Genomic DNA, 17822 nt, shown 5'->3' with positions numbered 1-17822 from the left:
CACACCGCTGAGCGGCGCGGCGGCGCAGGGCCGCGAAGCGCTCTTCGCGCGGGGTGAGCACGTGGCGCACGGACGCGGGCGCGCCGGGGGAAGACGGAGAAATGTCAGTCACGGGGACGGGCGGAGGGGCGTGCGAATGGAGAACGGCGGGGCGGCCGCAATCTGCCGCCCCGCCCGCCACCGCGCCATCGGTGCGGGCGCGCGGTGGCGGGGCCCAGCTCCGGCAGCCTGTGCGCCGCCGGTCCGCACGGCGGGACGCATCCCGGGGTGCGCACCGAAGCGGCGGTCCAGCGCCGGAGCCGGACCGCGGATTCCACGGCGCGACCGGGTGCAGAGTCGTTTGTTTATCATCATCATTACGGCCGTAAATGCGCGATTGGACATCCATGACGCATGCAGTAGCGATCCTCCGATCCCCACGTCATGACCCCTCACGGGCGCCTCTCGCCCTTCGTCTGCAACACCCGTGGTTCCCGTCCGCTCCATAGGCGTTTTCCGCATCTCGTTCCACGACGGCTGTTTACGCTGGCGCGGGCCATCTCGCTCGCCGGGGGCGGGCTGTCGGCACGGCCGCCGGGACGGATGCTTGCGCTGTTCACTCCGTGAAAATTGCCTTGGCGGGATGCGTCATATGGCGCATCGGGAGCGCTTGCACGCCTGAATCTTTGTATCTATATTCGCCGCATCAACCCTCTTTACCAGTCTTGTTTTGCTGGACGCGCCACTTCCCCTGGAGAGTCACGCCCACGGGTACTCCGGCGCGGTTCTCCGTTGTGGCTATCCTTTGCAGACGATGTGATAGCAATCATCTGGCGCAGTCGCCCGCTGGCGGACGCGGCTGCGTCTGCTGAAAACCATCCTGAACCGAACCCAAGACGATGACAGAAGAACTCCTGCAGCTGAACGGCGTGCGGAAGGTGGATCCGGACGCGGAGCCGCTCATTCAGGTGATCCGTCCCTCCGTTCCGGGGCAGAACCTGGTGGAATGGCTGAACGAGAACGCCGACGACGTGCGCGACGGCGCGGCCGACCACACGCTCATCCTGTTCCGCGGATTTTCGGTGGAATCGCCCGCGCAGTTCGAGGAGGCCATTCAGTCGCTGGTGCCGGACCTGAACACCGAGTACGGCGACCTTTCGCACAAGGTGCAGAACACCAACTTCGTGCAGGAAGCCACGCCGTACCCGCCGGACCGCGCCATCCTGTTCCACAACGAGGCTTCCCACACGCCGGGCTGGCCGGAGCGCATCTGCTTCTTCTGCCAGGTGCCCGCCGCCGCCGAGGGCGAAACGCCCATCCTGCCCTGCGACAAGGTGCTGGACCGTCTGCCGGCCGACATCCGCACCGAGTTCGCCACGCGCGGGCTGCGCTACGTGCGCAACTTCATCCCCGGCCTGGACGTGCCCTGGGAGCGCTTCTTTGCGACCACCGACCGTGAAAATGTGGAGGAGCAGTGCCGCGCCAACGGCACGCAGTTCTTCTGGCGCGAGGACGGCGGCCTGCGCATCGAAACGGACCGCCCGGCCATCGTGCGGCACCCCCGGAGCGGCGAGGAGCTGTTCTTCAACCAGATCCTGCTGCACCACCCGGCGGTGCTGGACGAGGAAACGCGCGAAGACCTGCTGGCACTGTGCGACGGCGAGTTTCCCCGGTCGGTGACGTACGGCGACGGCACGCCCATTCCGGATGATGTGATCGAGCAGGTGCTGCAGGCCGAAGTGGATACGGCCATTGCGTTCGATTACGAGCCCGGCGACGTGGTGGTGGTGGACAACATCGCCTACGCGCACGCCCGCCGGCGCTACACGCCGCCCCGCTCCATCCGCGTGCTGCTCAGCCGCTTCGTGGGCGACGAAGTGCTGGCGTAGCACGGCCGTTTCCCAGCAGAACCGCGCGTTTCCGGCGCGCGGCCTCCCCCGCGGCAGAGCGGGGAAGGCCGCCGCCGGACGGGCGCGGACCTCCGCGGGAATGCGGGGCGCACCCGCGGTAAAGGTTGCGCAACAAAGTGCGGAGTGCGCCTTGACGGCGGTAAACAAGTAGCGTAACGTCATCCATCCCAGAAATACTGTCTGCGAAAGAGGGTTTGCGGCGGCTCCGCACTTCATGGGCTTTTCCGCAGGGAACAGCGTTGCATTCACTGCCCCTTTCTGAAGCCGACAGATCCTGAGCAGGAAGGCGGATTCGCGAATCCGCCTGCGAGTGCGGCGCTGCCGCACCCGTGGAGCCCGTCGTTTCCGCACGCCGGAGCGCGGCGGTACGGCCGGAGCATGGCCGCCGGGGCCGGTGCGCGACGCGTGCCGCCCGCGGAATGACTTTTCTGGACTCTCTTCGCGTCAGCGTGCATCCAATGTGAGCACACAGTGGCGTAAAACAATTTCAATGACGGGAAGATGCAGATGTCCGATACGGAAACGACTGGCGAAACGTACCGCGTCGTCATGAACCACGAGGAGCAGTACTCCATCTACGCCGCGGACCGCGAGCTTCCCGCCGGGTGGCGCGACGCGGGCCGCACCGGAACGCGCGAAGAGTGCCTGGCGTTCGTGGAAGAGGTGTGGACCGACATGCGCCCGCTGAGCCTGCGCGAGCGCATGGCCCAGGCCGGCGCGTAGCACTCCCGCGCCCCGCTCCGGGGCGGCGGGACGTGGGGGACGAGGGGTTTCGACGCGGGTCCGGGACGGGCCCGCGCGTCCAACGGCATCAGGAAGAGCGTCACATGGTCGACATGAACGAGCCCGGGCCGGCATCCGCCGCCGGCACCGCCCAGATCCGCCTTTCCGGCGTGGCCGTGGTCCAGGGCGAGCCCCAGGACGCGGACGATGCGCCGCACGCGGAACTGGGCGCGCTGATCAGCCGCGAGCGCCGCCGCCAGGCCGAGGCGCTGGCCGGGGCTCCCATCCCCGAAGCGGGCACCGGCGGGCGGGTGAACTGCGTGCTGTGCTTTGGCGTGGGCGGCCGTCCGGAGGAGACCGCGGGATGAACGGTCCGGTCGACACGGCCGCGGTGCGGCTGGCGCCCGGAACGGGCGTGGTGGGCAATCCGGAGCCGGTGGAACTGAGCGGGGCGGAGCGCCGCCGCGTGCTGAAAGAGTGGAACCGCACGGACGCCCCGTTCCCGGCCGGCACGTGCATGCACGAACTCTTTGAACAGCAGGTGCTGCGCACGCCGGACGCCCAGGCCGCCGTGTGCGGCACGCGGTCCCTGACCTACGCCGGGCTGAACGAGCGGGCCAACCGCCTCGCCCACCACCTGCGGGGCATGGGCGTGGGGCCGGAGGTGCGCGTGGCCGTGGGCTTTGCGCGCGGGCTGGACATGCTGGTGTCGCTGATGGCCGTGCTCAAGGCCGGCGGCGCGTACGTGCCGCTGGACCTGGCGTATCCCGCGGACCGCCTGGAGTTCATCCTGCGCGACGCGCGGGCGGCGGTGCTGCTGACACACGAGGCGTCGCGCGCGCTGCTCCCCGTGCCGGACGGGCTGCGCGTGCTGAGCGTGGACCTGGCCGCGGACGACATCGCGCGGGAACGCGCGGACAACCCGCAGAGCGGCGTCGCGGCGCGCAACCTGGGCTACCTGATCTACACCTCGGGGAGCACGGGCGTACCCAAGGGCGTGGCCATCGAGCACGAGAGCGCGGTGGTGCTGCTGGCGTGGGCGTCGGCGCTGCACACGGCGGAGGAACTGGGCGGCATGCTGGCCTCCACCTCCATCTGCTTCGACCTGTCCATCTACGAACTCTTTCTGCCGCTTTCCCTGGGCGGCCGCTGCATCATCGTGGAGAACGCGCTGGCCCTGCCGACGTGCGCGGCGGCGGACCAGGTGCGGCTCATCAACTCCGTTCCCAGCGCCGCGGCCACGCTCCTCAAGACGGGCGGCATTCCCGCGGGCGTCACCACCGTCAACCTGGCGGGCGAGCCGCTGCGCACGGAGATCGTGGACGCGCTCTACGCGCGGGGCGTTCAGCGCGTGTACGATCTGTACGGCCCGTCGGAAGACACCACCTACAGCACCTTTACGCTGCGGCGCGCGGGTGCCCCGGCCACCATCGGCCGGCCCATCAGCAACACGCGGGCGTACGTGGTGGACGAGGCGCTGCGCCCGGTGGCGGTGGGATCGATCGGCGAGCTGTACCTGGCGGGGCTGGGGCTGGCGCGCGGCTACCTGGGGCGTCCCGGGCTGACGGCGGACCGCTTCATCCCCGATCCGTTTTCCGCGGGGCCCGGCGGGCGCATGTATCGCACCGGCGACCGGGTGAAGTGGACGGAGGACGGCGAGCTGGAGTACCTGGGGCGCCTGGACCACCAGGTAAAGATCCGCGGATTCCGCGTGGAGCTGGGGGAGATCGAGAGCGCCATGCGCCGCTTTGCCGGGGTGCGCGACTGCGTGGTGGTGGCGCGCGAGGACGAGCCGGGCGACAAGCGTCTCGTAGGATACCTGACGGGCGCCGCCGACGTGGACGCGCTGCGCGAGCAGCTGCGCCGCACCCTTCCCGCGCACTTCGTCCCCTCCGCCTTCGTGGCGCTGGACGAGATGCCGCTGACGCCCAACGGCAAGCTGGACCGCAAGGCGCTCCCCGCGCCGGCGATGACCTCCGCCGAGGCGTACGTGGCGCCGCGCACGCCGGTGGAAGAGGTGCTGGCCGGAGCGTGGGCGGAGGTGCTGGGCGTGGCGCGGGTGGGCGTGGACGACAACGTCTTCGACCTGGGCGCGCACTCGCTGCTGGCCACCCGCGTGGTGGCGCGCGTGGCCGAGGTGTTCGGCGTGGAGATGACGGTGCGCGCGGTGTTCGAGGCGCCCACCGTGGCACTGCTGGCCGGGCGTGTGGACGCCGCCCGCCGCGCGGACGCGCCCCGGCTTCCCGCCCTGGTGCCGGTTGAACGGAGCGTGTCGCCGCCGCTCTCGTTCGCGCAGGAAGGGCTGTGGTTTCTGGACCGCGTGCAGCAGGCGCCCGCCTCGTACAACGTGCCGGTGGAGATGCGCATCTCCGGGCCGCTGAATGTGCCGGTGCTGGCGCGCGCGCTGGGGGAGATCATCCGCCGCCACGAGGTGCTGCGCACGGTGTTCCAGGACCGCGCGGGCGAGCCGGTGCAGGTCATCAACCCCTTTATCGGCTTCCATCTTCCCGTGGAGGACCTGTCCGCGCTGGATGGGGAGGAGCGTCGCGCCGCGGCGTCCCGCCGCGCCGCGGAGGAGGCGGCGGTGCCGTTCGACCTGGCCGCGGGGCCGCTGGTGCGCGGCCGCGTGCTGCGGCTGGCGGATGACGAGCACGTGCTGCTGCTGAGCCTGCACCACGCCGTGACCGACGGGTGGAGCATGGACGTGCTGTACCGCGAACTGGGCGACCTGTACGCCGCGTACCTGGACGGGCGCGAGTCGCCGCTGGCGGAACCGGCGCTGCAGTACGCCGACTACGCGGCCTGGGAGCGCGCCTGCCTGCGCGGCGAGGTGATGGACGCGGAGCTGGCGTGGTGGAAGGCGCGGCTGGAGGGTGCGCCCGCCCTGCTGGAGCTGCCCACGGACCATCCCCGCGCCACGGCGCGCGGCTTTGGTGGCGCGCGAGAGACGGTGGATTTTCCGCCGGAGCTGGCGGAGCGGCTGGAGGCGCTGGGCCGCGCCACGGGCGGATCGCTGTACATGGTGCTGATGGGCGCCTTTCAGGTGCTGCTGGGGCGGTACGCGGGGAGCGACGACGTGGTGGTGGGCAGCCCCATCGCCGGGCGCACGCGCCGCGAACTGCAGGAGATGATCGGCTTCTTTACCAGCACGCTGGTGCTGCGCACGGACCTGGGCGGCGACCCGGCGTTCCGCGAGGTGCTGCGCCGCGTGCGCGACGTCACGCTGAGCGCGTACGAGCACCAGCAGACGCCGTTCGAGGCGGTGGTGCGCGCCCTTCATCCCGGGCGCTCGCTCAGCCACTCGCCGGTGTTTCAGGTGATGATGGTGCTGCAGACCGGCGGCCCCGGCCCCCTGCTGCCCGGGATGACGGCGACCGTGCGCGAGAACCATCCGCAATCGGCCAAGCTGGACCTTACGCTCTCCTTCATCCGCGGGGCGGACGGGCTGCGCGCGGACCTGGAGTACCGCACCGACCTGTTCGAGCGCGGCACCGTCCAGCGCATGCTGCGCCACCTGCACAACCTGCTGGATCAGGTGTCGGCGAACGCGGACGTGCGCATCGGCGAACTGGCGCTGCTGGACGACGCCGAGCGCGCGGTTGTGGTGGATGAGTGGAATCGGACGGACGCGCCGTATCCGGCGGATGCCTGCATCCACACGCTGTTCGAGGCGCAGGTTGCCCGCACGCCCCATGCCTTGGCTGCGACGGACGGCACGCAGTCGGTGACGTACGCGGAGCTGGATGCGCGGGCGAACCGCCTGGCGCGCCACCTCGTCGCGCTGGGCGTGGGGGCGGAGACGCGCGTGGCAATCGGCTTGGCGCGCGGCGTGGAGATGCTGGTCGCGATGATCGCCGTCCTCAAGGCGGGCGGCGCGTACGTGCCGCTGGATCCCGCGTATCCCGCGGACCGGCTCGCGTTTACGCTGCGCGATGCGCGCGTCGCCGTGATGCTGACGCAGGAGTCGCTGCGCGGATCGCTGCCGGTGGAGAACGGCGTGCGCGTCGTCTCGGTCGATGAACCCGCTTCCGCTGCGGCGATCGCGGCGGAATCGGCGGATGGGCTCGGGAAGCGGGCGGATGCACGGAGCTTGGCCTACCTGATCTACACGTCCGGCAGCACGGGCGTCCCCAAGGGCGTCGCGATCGAGCACGAGAACGCCGTCGCGCTCCTCACCTGGGCGGCGGACCTGCACACCGCGGAGGAACTGGGCGGGATGCTCGCCTGCACCTCCATCTGCTTCGACCTTTCCGTCTACGAGCTGTTCCTGCCGCTCTCACTCGGTGGGCGCGTGATCATCGTGGAGAACGCGCTGGCGCTCCCGTCCTCCCCCGCCGTGGCGGACGTGCGGCTGCTGAACACGGTGCCCTCCGCGGCCTCGGCGCTGCTGGCGTCTGGCGGCATTCCGGCCGGTGTGACGACCGTCAACCTCGCTGGCGAGCCGCTGCGCACGGAGCTGGTGGATGCACTGTACGCGCATGGAATCCAGCGCGTGTACGACCTGTACGGCCCGTCGGAGGACACGACGTACAGCACGTGGACGCACCGGCTGGCCGGCGCCGCGCCGACCATCGGACGGCCGATCAGCAACACGCGGGCGTACGTGCTGGATGCGGGGCAGCGGCCGGTTCCCGTCGGCGTCGCCGGCGAACTGTTCCTCGCGGGACGCGGGCTGGCGCGCGGCTACCTGGGACGCGCCGCGCTGACCGCCGAGCGCTTCATCCCCGATCCCTTCACGACGGCGCCGGGCGAGCGGATGTACCGCACGGGGGACCGCGTGCGCTGGACATCCACCGGAAACCTGGAATACCTGGGCCGCGTGGACGCGCAGGTAAAGGTGCGCGGCTACCGCATCGAACTGGGCGAGATCGAAACGGCGCTGCGCCGCCACGACGCCGTGCGCGACTGCGTGGTCGTGGCCCGCGAGGACGTGCCGGGGGAAAAGCGGCTGGCCGCGTACGTGGCGGGCGAGGTGGAGGCGGAGGCGCTGCGGGCGCACCTTCGGCAGAGCCTGCCGGAGTACATGGTGCCCGCCGCGTTCGTCATCCTGCACGCGCTGCCGCTGACACCCAACGGCAAGCTGGACCGCAAGGCCCTTCCCGCGCCGGAGTTCGCCGCGGAGAGCGCGGGCTACACCGCGCCGCGCACCCCGGTGGAAGCGGAGCTGGCCGGCATCTGGGCCGAAGTGCTGGGCGTGGAGCGCGTGGGGGTGACGGATGACTTCTTTGCGCTGGGCGGGCACTCGCTGCTGGCCACGCGCCTGGTGTGGCGCATCCGCGAATCGATGGAAGGGGAGCTGGATGTCGTCACCCTCTTCAACGCGCCGACCATCGAGGCCATTGCGCCGGGACTGTCGCCGCGCCGCTCGCGTCGCGCGGTTGACGCGCCGGTGCGCCGCGCCGGCAGCAGCCGCCTGCTGGAAATGCTGGACGACATGGGCGACGACGAGCTGGACCGCCTTCTGGAAGCACACCCCGACCTGCAGCCTCTTCGATGACGGTGCCGCCCCCGCCCGCCGCGCTGTCGCTGGCCGAAAAGCAGGAGCGCATCCGCCGGCTCCTGCTGGAGCGCATCAGCCGGACACGCACTGAGCCCGCCTCGTTCGCGCAGGAGCGGCTGTGGTTCGTGGACCGCATGCAGAACGCGGGCGCCACGTACAACATGCCCGAGGCGCTGCGCCTGCGCGGCGCGCTGAACGCGCCCGCGCTGGAGCGTGCGCTGGGCGAGGTGGTGAACCGCCACGAGGCGCTGCGCACCACGCTGGCCGAGGTGGACGGCACGCCCATGCAGGTGATTCGCCCGTTCAGCGGCTACACGCTGCCGGTGCGCGACCTGCGCGCGCTCCCCGCCGCGGAGCGCGAGGCCGAGGTCAGCCGCTCCGCGGATGCGGATGCCGCGCGGCCGTTCGACCTGGCGGCGGGCCCGCTGTTCCGCGCGGAGCTGCTGCGTCTGGCGGATGACGAGCACGTGCTGCTGCTGTGCCTGCACCACGTGGTGAGCGACGGATGGAGCATGGGCGTGCTCTTTCGCGAGCTGTGGGCGCTGTACGGCGCGTTTGCGGACGGGGCCCCCTCGCCGCTGGGCGCGCTGCCGCTGCAGTACGCGGACTTTGCGGCGTGGCAGCGCCGGGAGCTTCGCGGCGACGCGCTCAACACGCAGCTGGCGTACTGGAAGCGGCGCCTGGCTGGCGCGCCCGCGCTGCTGGAGCTGCCCACGGACCATCCGCGCCCGGCGGTGCAGCGCCAGGACGGCGCCAGCGAGCACATCGCGCTTTCCGCCGCGCTGGTGGAGCGGCTGCAGGCCGTGGCCCGCCGCGAGGGCGCCACGCTGTACATGGTGGTGCTGGGTGCCTTTCAGGTGCTGCTCGGGCGGTACGCGGGGACGGAGGACGTGGTCGTGGGCAGCCCGTTCGCGGGCCGCGCCGACGCGGAGATCGAGGAGCTGATCGGCTTCTTTGTCAACACGCTGGCCATGCGCACGGAGCTGCGCGGCGACCCGTCGTTCCGCGAAGTGATCGGACGGGTGCGCGCCGCCACGCTGGAGGCGTACGCCCACCAAGACGTGCCGTTCGAGCGCCTCGTGGCCGAGCTGCAGCCGGAGCGCACGCCGGGCATTTCGCCGCTGTACCAGGTGGTCTTTACGCTCAACGAAGGCGCGCGCGGCGGCGCCGGAACCGTCCACGGGCTGCAGATGTCGCCCGTGGACGCGCGCATCGTCACCAGCAAGTTCGATCTGCTTCTCGCGCTCACGCCGGACGGGGGCGGGCTGGCGGGGGAGATGGTGTACCGCACCGACCTCTTCGACGCGCGGACCATCCGGCGCATGGGCGGCCACCTGGTGCGCCTGCTGGAGCAGGTGGCGGCGGACGCGGACGTGCGCATCTCCCGCATCGCGCTGCCGGACGCCGCGGAGCGCGCGATGGTGGTGGAGGAGTGGAACCGCACGGAAACCTCGTATCCATCGCACGCCTCCATCCACCGTCTCGTGGCGGAGCAGGCGCGGCGCGCGCCGGACGCGGTGGCGGTCGTCGCGGGCGGCGAATCGCTGGCGTACGGCGAACTGAACGCGCGCGCCAACCGCCTCGCGAATCATCTGCTCAGCCTGGGCGTGACGCCCGAGGCGCGGGTGGGGCTGTGCGTGGAGCGCGGCGCGGAGATGATCGTCGCCATGCTCGCCATTCTCAAGGCGGGCGCGGCGTACGTGCCGCTGGACCCGGACTATCCCGCCGAGCGCCTGGCGTTCATGCTGGCGGACAGCGGCGTGCGCGTGCTGCTGACGCAGGAAAGCCTGCGCGGATCGATCGGCGGCGCGGGGCTGCGCGTGGTGAGCGTGGACGGCGACCGCGAGTCCATCGCCGCGGCGCGCGCGGACGATCCGGGGATGGAGACCGGGCCGCGCGGGCTGGCGTACGTCATCTACACCTCCGGCAGCACGGGAACGCCCAAGGGCGTGGCGGTGGAGCACCGCTCCGTCGTGCGGCTGGTGTGCGGCACGGACTACGTGCGGTTCGGCGCCGGAGACTGCGTGGGACAGGGGTCCAACGCGGCGTTCGACGCGGCGACGTTCGAGGTCTGGGGCGCGCTGCTGAACGGCGGGCGGCTGGTCGTCATCCCGCGCGACGCCGTGCTCTCGGCCCGGGCGCTGGACGAGACGATCCGTGCGCACGGCATCACCATCCTCTTTCTGACCACGTCGCTGTTCAACGGCATCGCGCGTGAGCGGCCGGAGGTGTTCCGCCCGCTCGGCACGCTGGTATTCGGCGGCGAGGCGGCGGACCCGGTGGCGGTGCGGCGCGTGCTGCGGGCCGGCGCTCCGGCGCGGCTGGTGAACGGGTACGGGCCCACGGAAAACACCACCTTCAGCGCGGCGCACCGCGTGGAGGCGCTGGCGGACGACGCGGCCTCGGTGCCCATCGGCCGCACCATCGCGCACTCCACCCTGCTGGTGCTGGATGACGCCCTGCAGCCCGCGCCCATCGGCGTGCCGGGCGAGCTGTACGTGGGCGGGCACGGCGTGGCGCGCGGCTACCTGGGCCGCGCGGCGCTGACGGCGGAGCGCTTCGTCCCCGATCCGTTCAGCGCCGAGCCCGGTGCGCGGATGTACCGCACGGGGGACCGCGTGCGGTGGACGTCCGCGGGCGTGGCGGAGTACCTGGGCCGCCTGGACGGCCAGGTGAAGGTGCGCGGATTCCGCATCGAGCTGGGCGAGATCGAAGCCGCGCTGGGCGGTCATCCGCACGTGGCGGAATGCGCGGTGGTGACGCGGATGGACGGGGCGGGGACGCTGCAGATCGTCGCCTACGTCACCGGCGGCGCGGACGCGGAGGAGCTGCGCGCGCACCTGCGGCGGACGCTGCCGGAGTACATGGTGCCCGCCGCGTTCGTGGCGCTGGACGCGCTCCCCATCACCCCCAACGGCAAGCTGGACCGCCGCGCGCTGCCGGACCCGGACTTCGCCGCCCACGCGGACGCGTACGCCGCGCCGCGCACCCCGGCGGAAGAGGTTCTCGCCGGGATCTGGGCGGAGGTGCTGGGCGTGCCGCGCGCCGGCGTGCATGACGATTTCTTTGCCCTCGGCGGGCACTCGCTGCTGGCCACGCGCGTCGTCTCCCGCATCCGCGCCGTGTTCGGCGTGGAGCTGCCGCTGCGCGACCTGTTCGAGGCGCCCGCTGTCGCCCGCGTGGCGGAACGGGTGGAGGCGCTGCGCCGCGCGGGAGTGCCGCAGCTGCCGCCCGTCGTCGCGGTGGAGCGGACGGGCGGGCTGCCGCTGTCGTTTGCGCAGGAGCGGCTGTGGTTTCTGGACCGCATGGAGCCGGACAGCCCGTTCTACAACGTCCCCGCCGCGGTGCGGCTGGGCGGCGCGCTGGACGTGGCGGCGCTGGAGCGCGCGCTGGGCGAGATCGTTCATCGCCACGAGGCGCTGCGCACCGTGTTCCGCGAAGAGGGCGGCGCGCCGGTGCAGGTCATCACCCCGTTCACCGGCTTTTCGCTGGGCGTGGGCGACCTGTCGGGGCTGGCGGATGACGAGCGCGAGGCCGAGGTGCGCCGCCACGCCGCCGCGGAGGCCGCGCGCCCGTTCGACCTGACGGCCGGGCCGCTGTTCCGCGCCGGGCTGCTGCGTCTGGCGGATGACGATCACGTGCTGCTGGTCTCCATCCACCACGTGGTGAGCGACGGATGGAGCCTGGGCGTGCTCTTTCGCGAGCTGTGGACGCTGTACGGCGCGTTTGCGGAGGGCCGCCCGTCGCCGCTGGCCGCGCTGGCGCTTCAGTACGCGGACTATGCGGTGTGGCAGCGGCAACAGCTGCGCGGCGAGGTGCTGGACGGGCAGCTGGCGTACTGGCGCCAGGCGCTGGCCGGCGCGCCCGCGCTGCTGGAGCTGCCCACGGACCATCCGCGTCCCGCCGTGCAGAGCTACCGCGGCGCCAGCGAGCCCGTGGAGCTTTCCGCGGAACTCGTGGACCGGCTGCGATCGGTGGCGCGCCGCGAGGGCACCACGATGTACATGCTGATGCTGGGCGCCTTTCAGGTGCTGCTGGGCCGGTACGCGGGGACGGAGGACGTGGTCGTGGGCAGCCCCATCGCCGGGCGCACGCGGCCGGAGGTGGAGGGGCTGATCGGCTTTTTCGTCAACACGCTGGTGCTGCGCACGGACCTGGGCGGCGACCCCACGTTCCGCGACGTGCTGCGCCGCGTGCGCGACGTGACGCTGGGCGCGTACGCGCACCAGGACGTGCCGTTCGAGCGCCTCGTGGCCGAGCTGCACCCGGACCGCAGCCTGAGCCGGTCGCCGCTGTTTCAGGTGATGTTCGCGCTCAACGAGATCGCGGAGCCGGCGGGCGGCGTGCCCGCGCTGCGCATGGCCCCGGTGGAGGTGGAGAGCGGCACCAGCAAGTTCGACCTGCTGCTGGCGCTGGCGCCGGACGGCGACGGGCTGGCGGGAGAGGTGTCGTACAGCACCGACCTGTTCGGCGCGGAAACCATCCGGCGGATGGCGGGGCACCTGCGCCGCGTGCTGGAGCAGGTGGCGGCGGACGCGGACGTGCGCGTTTCCCGCATCGCGCTGCCGGACGCAGCGGAGCGCGCGCGAGTGGTGGAGGAGTGGAACCGGACGGAGACCACGTATCCGGCGGACGCGACGGTGCACGCGCTCTTTGCCGCGCAGGCGGAGCGCGCGCCGGACGCGGTGGCGGTGATCGCGGACGGCCAGCCGGTGACGTACGGCGAGCTGAACGCGCGCGCCAACCGCTTGGCGAACCACCTCATCAGCCTGGGGGTGACGCCGGAGGCGCGGGTGGGGCTGTGCCTGGAGCGCGGCGCGGAGCTGCTGGCCGCCATCCTGGGCATTCTCAAGGCCGGCGCCGCGTACGTGCCGCTGGACCCGGAATATCCGCGCGAACGGCTGGCCTTCATGATCGCGGACAGCGGCGTGCGCGTGCTGGTGACGCAGGCGAGTCTCCGCGGTTCGGTGGATGACGGCGTCGTCCGGGTCGTGAGCATCGACGAGGAGCGCGACACGATCGCCGCGGCGCGGGCGGATGATCCGCGCGTGGAGACCGGGCCGCGCGGGCTGGCGTGCGTCATCTACACCTCCGGCAGCACGGGAACGCCCAAGGGTGTGGCGGTGGAGCACCGTTCCGTCGTGCGCCTGGTGCGCGGCACGGACTACATGACGCTGGATGCAGGCAACCGCATCGGCCAGGCATCCAACGCGGCGTTCGACGCGGCCACGTTCGAGATCTGGGCGGCGCTGCTCAACGGCGGCGCGCTGGTCGTCATCCCCCGCGAGGTCGCCCTTTCCGCGGAGGCGCTGGCGGACGCGATCCGGGTGAACGCCATCAACACGCTGTTCCTGACCACCTCGCTGTTCAACGGCATCGCCCGCGAGCGGCCGGACGTGTTCACCCCGCTGGCGACGGTGATGTTCGGCGGCGAGGCGGCGGACCCGGTGGCCGTACGGCGCGTGATGGCGGCGGCGGATGCGCCCCGTCTGCTGAACCTGTACGGGCCCACGGAAAACACCACGTTCAGCTCGTGGCACGATCCCGCGGGGCTGGCGGACGACGCGGCCACGGTGCCCATCGGCCGCGCGGTGGCGCACAGCACGCTGCTGGTGCTGGATGACGCGCTGGAGCCGGCGCCCATCGGCGTGCCGGGCGAACTGTACGTGGGCGGGCACGGCGTGGCGCGCGGCTACCTGGGCCGCGCGGCGCTGACTGCGGAGCGCTTCGTCCCCGATCCGTTCAGCGCGGAGCCGGGCGCGCGGATGTACCGCACCGGCGACCGCGTGCGGTGGACGTCCGCCGGGGCGACGGAGTACCTGGGCCGCCTGGACGGCCAGGTAAAGGTTCGCGGATTCCGCATCGAGCTGGGCGAGATCGAGGCGACGCTGGGCCGGCACCCGCAGGTGGCGGAGTGCACGGTGACCACGCGCGTGGACGCGGCCGGCACGCGGCAGATCGTGGCCTACATCGTGGGCGCCGCGGACGCGGAGGAACTGCGCGCGCACCTGCGGCGGACGCTGCCGGATTACATGGTGCCCGCCGCCTTCGTGGCGCTGGAATCCATCCCCATTACGCCCAACGGCAAGGTGGACCGCCGGGCGCTGCCGGACCCGGACTTCGCCGCGCAGGCCGACGCGTACGCCGCCCCGCGCACCCCGGCGGAAGAGGTTCTCGCCGGGATCTGGGCCGAGGTGCTGGGCGTGCCGCGCGCGGGCGTGCACGACGATTTCTTTGCGCTCGGCGGGCACTCGCTGCTCGCCACGCGCGTGGTGTCCCGCGTGCGGGCCGTGTTCGGCGTGGAGCTGCCGCTGCGCCAGCTGTTTGAGGCGCCCACGGTGGCGCGCGTGGCGGAGCGGGTGGAGGCGCTGCGCCGCGCGGGGCTGCCGCAGCTTCCGCCGGTGGTGCCGGTGGAGCGTAACGGCGGGCTTTCGCTGTCGTTTGCGCAGGAGCGGCTGTGGTTTCTGGATCGCATGGAGCCGGACGGCGCCTCGTACAACGTGCCCGTCGCGGTGCGGGTGGAGGGCGCGCTGAACGCGGCCGCGCTGGAGCACGCGCTGGGCGAGGTGGTCCATCGCCACGAGGCGCTGCGCACGGTGTTCCCCGAGGCGAACGGCGCCCCGGTGCAGGTCATCAACCCCTTTGCCGGCGTCTCGCTTCCCGTGGTGGAGGTGGATGGCGAGGCGGAGGTGCGGCGGATGGTGGGCGAGGCGGCGGCGCGGCCGTTCGATCTGGCGGCCGGCCCGCTGGTGGTGGCCGCGCTGCTGCGGCTGGCGGATGACGACCACGTGCTGCTGGTGTGCATGCACCACATCGTCACCGACGGGTGGAGCCTGCCGGTGCTGTTCCGCGAGCTGTGGACGCTGTACGACGCGTTCACCGCCGGGCGCGCGTCGCCGCTGGCCCCGCTGGCGGTGCAGTACGCCGACTTCGCGGTGTGGCAGCGCCAGCAGCTTCGCGGCGACGCGCTACACCGGCAGCTGGCGTACTGGACGGAGCGGCTGGGAGATGCGCCGCCGCTGCTGGAGCTGCCCACGGACCGCCCGCGCCCGGTGATGCAGAGCTACCGCGGCGGGCACGAGCCGGTGCATATCCCCGCGCATGTGGTGGAGCGCTTGGGCGCGCTGGCCCGGGCCGAGGGCGCCACGCTGTACATGGTGCTGCTGGGCGCGTTTCAGGTGCTGCTGGGCAAGTACGCCGCGACGGACGACGTGGTGGTGGGCAGCCCCATCGCGGGACGCACGCGCCGCGAGGTGGAGGAGCTGATCGGCTTCTTCGTCAACACGCTGGTGCTGCGCACGGACCTGGGCGGCAACCCCACATTTCGCGAGGTGGTGCGCCGCGTCCGCGACGTGACGCTGGGCGGGTGGGAGCACCAGGAGCTGCCCTTTGAGCGGCTGGTGGAGGCGCTGCAGCCGGAGCGCTCGCTGAGCCACGCGCCGGTCGTGCAGGTGACGTTCGCGCTCAACATGGACCACGCGGGCGACGACGGCGCCGGTCCGCGCACGCGCCCGGTGGAGATGGAGATCGCCACCACCAAGTTCGACCTCTCCCTGGCGCTGGCGCCGGACGGCGACGCGGTGCACGGCGAGATGGAGTACGCGTCGGACCTGTTCGACCGCGCCTCCATCGTGACGATGCTGGACCGCCTGTACCGCGTGCTGGATCAGGTGACGGCGGATGCGGACGTGCGCATCGGCGAGCTGGACCTGCTGGACGACGCCGAGCGCGCGGTGGTGGTGGATGAGTTCAATCGCACCGAAGCGCCGTATCCGGCGGACGCCTGCATTCACACGCTGTTCGAGGCGCAGGCCAGTCGGACGCCGCATGCGATGGCGGCGACGGACGGCACGCAGTCGGTGACGTACGCGGAGCTGGATGCACGGGCCAACCGCCTGGCGCACCACCTCGTCGCGCTGGGCGTGGGTGCGGAGACGCGCGTGGCGATCGGGCTGGTGCGCGGCGTGGAGATGCTGGTCGCGATGATGGCCGTCCTCAAGGCGGGCGGGGCGTACGTGCCGCTGGACCCCGCGTATCCCGCGGACCGCCTCGCGTTTACGCTGCGCGACGCACGCGTGGCCGTGATGCTGACGCAGGAGTCGCTGCGCGGATCGCTGCCGGTGGAGGACGGCGTTCGCATCGTCTCGGTCGATGAAGCCGTCACGGCGGCGGCGATCGCGGCGGAATCGGCGGATGGGCTCGGGAAGCGGGCGGATGCGCGTAATCTCGCGTATCTGATCTACACGTCCGGCAGCACGGGTGTCCCCAAGGGCGTCGCGATCGAGCACGAGAATGCCGTCGCGCTGCTGACCTGGGCGACGGATCTGCACACGGCGGAGGAACTGGGCGGAATGCTCGCCTGCACCTCCATCTGCTTCGACCTTTCCGTCTACGAGCTGTTCCTGCCGCTCTCGCTCGGCGGACGGGTGATCATCGTGGAGAACGCGCTGGCGCTTCCCACGGCTCCCGCGATCGCGGAGGTGCGGCTGCTGAACACCGTCCCCAGCGCCGCGGCGGCGCTGCTGGCCAACGGCGGCATCCCGGCGGGCGTATCGACCGTCAACCTGGCGGGCGAGCCGCTGCGCACGGAGCTGGTGGATGCACTGTACGCGCATGGAATCCAGCGCGTATACGACCTGTACGGCCCGTCGGAGGACACGACGTACAGCACGTGGACGCACCGCCTCGCAGGCGCCGCGCCGACCATCGGTCGGCCGATCAGCAACACGCGGGCGTACGTGCTGGATGCGGGGCAGCGGCCGGTTCCCGTCGGCGTCGCGGGCGAGCTGTACCTCGCCGGACGCGGGCTGGCGCGCGGCTACCTGGGACGCGCGGCGCTGACGGCGGAGCGCTTCATCCCCGATCCCTTCACGACGGCGCCGGGCGAGCGGATGTACCGCACGGGGGACCGCGTGCGCTGGACATCCACCGGAAATCTGGAATACCTGGGCCGCGTGGACGCGCAGGTAAAGGTGCGCGGCTACCGCATCGAACTGGGCGAGATCGAGACGGCGCTGCGCCGCCACGACGCCGTGCGCGACTGCGTGGTCGTGGCGCGCGAGGACGCGCCGGGCGAGAAGCGTCTGGCCGCGTACGTGGCGGGAGAGGTGGATGCGGACGCGCTGCGGGCGCACCTGCGGCAGAGCCTGCCGGAGTACATGGTGCCCGCCGCGTTCGTCATCATGAACGCGCTGCCGCTGACGCCCAACGGCAAGCTGGACCGCAAGGCGCTTCCCGCGCCGGAGTTCGCGGGGACGGCGGACGCGCTTCCGCCGCGCAACGCGCTGGAGCACAAGGTGGCCGAGGTGTGGCGGGAAGTGCTGGGCGTGCCCGCGCCGGGCGTGACGGACAACTTCTTTGACCTGGGCGGAACCAGCCTGCTGCTGTACCGCGTGTTCAGCAGCCTGCGGGAGATCAAGGGCGGGCTGAAGATGGTGGACCTGTTCCGCCACACCACGGTGGAGGCGCTCGCCGCCTTTCTGGGCGAGGGCGAGCAGGGCGAAGACCCCGCGCTGGCGGCGAGCCGCGCGCGGGCGCAGGAACGGCGGTCCGCGCGCCGACGCGGCTGATCACGGGCCGTACCCGATCGTCAGTATCCGACTGGAAGCAGGGCAGTACCCGCTGGACCCCACGCGTTTGGATGGACCCCGGGTTCCGCGCCGCGGATGCTTCGCGGCGCGGGCCCGACACGCGGTTCGGTGCTCCCGAAA

5 protein-coding genes are annotated in these 17822 nt (G+C 72.0%); all 5 read left to right on the top strand.

The genetic code is table 11. From position 1 onward, the window contains the following. Window positions 1-878: 878 nt before the first annotated feature. The 5 genes from HNQ61_RS03445 (at window position 879) to HNQ61_RS03425 (ending at window position 17681) form a co-directional block, all read left to right on the top strand. Complete coding sequence (locus HNQ61_RS03445) at window positions 879-1868, top strand: TauD/TfdA family dioxygenase (protein WP_170031866.1); 990 nt, start codon at window positions 879-881, stop codon at window positions 1866-1868. Between the two features lie 528 nt (window positions 1869-2396). After that, a complete protein-coding gene (locus HNQ61_RS03440; RefSeq protein WP_170031864.1) occupies window positions 2397-2612 on the top strand; it encodes an MbtH family protein in 216 nt (71 codons plus the stop codon). Between the two features lie 104 nt (window positions 2613-2716). Then, window positions 2717-2980 carry a hypothetical protein gene (locus HNQ61_RS03435; RefSeq protein WP_170031862.1) on the top strand — a complete coding sequence of 88 codons (264 nt, stop codon included), beginning with the start codon at window positions 2717-2719 and terminating at the stop codon, window positions 2978-2980. Continuing rightward, entirely contained in the window at window positions 2977-8109 is a 5133-nt protein-coding gene (locus tag HNQ61_RS03430; RefSeq protein ID WP_170031860.1) for a non-ribosomal peptide synthetase, read from the top strand. The genes HNQ61_RS03435 and HNQ61_RS03430 overlap by 4 nt, the downstream gene beginning before the upstream one ends. Then, window positions 8106-17681 (top strand): non-ribosomal peptide synthetase, encoded by a 9576-nt coding sequence (locus HNQ61_RS03425; RefSeq protein WP_170031858.1) that lies wholly within the window; start codon window positions 8106-8108, stop codon window positions 17679-17681. Before HNQ61_RS03430 ends, HNQ61_RS03425 begins: the two co-directional genes overlap by 4 nt. Window positions 17682-17822: the final 141 nt, after the last annotated feature.

It is taken from the genome of Longimicrobium terrae, from assembly GCF_014202995.1.
GTDB lineage: Bacteria > Gemmatimonadota > Gemmatimonadetes > Longimicrobiales > Longimicrobiaceae > Longimicrobium > Longimicrobium terrae.
This window is presented reverse-complemented; position numbering and strand designations above follow the sequence as displayed.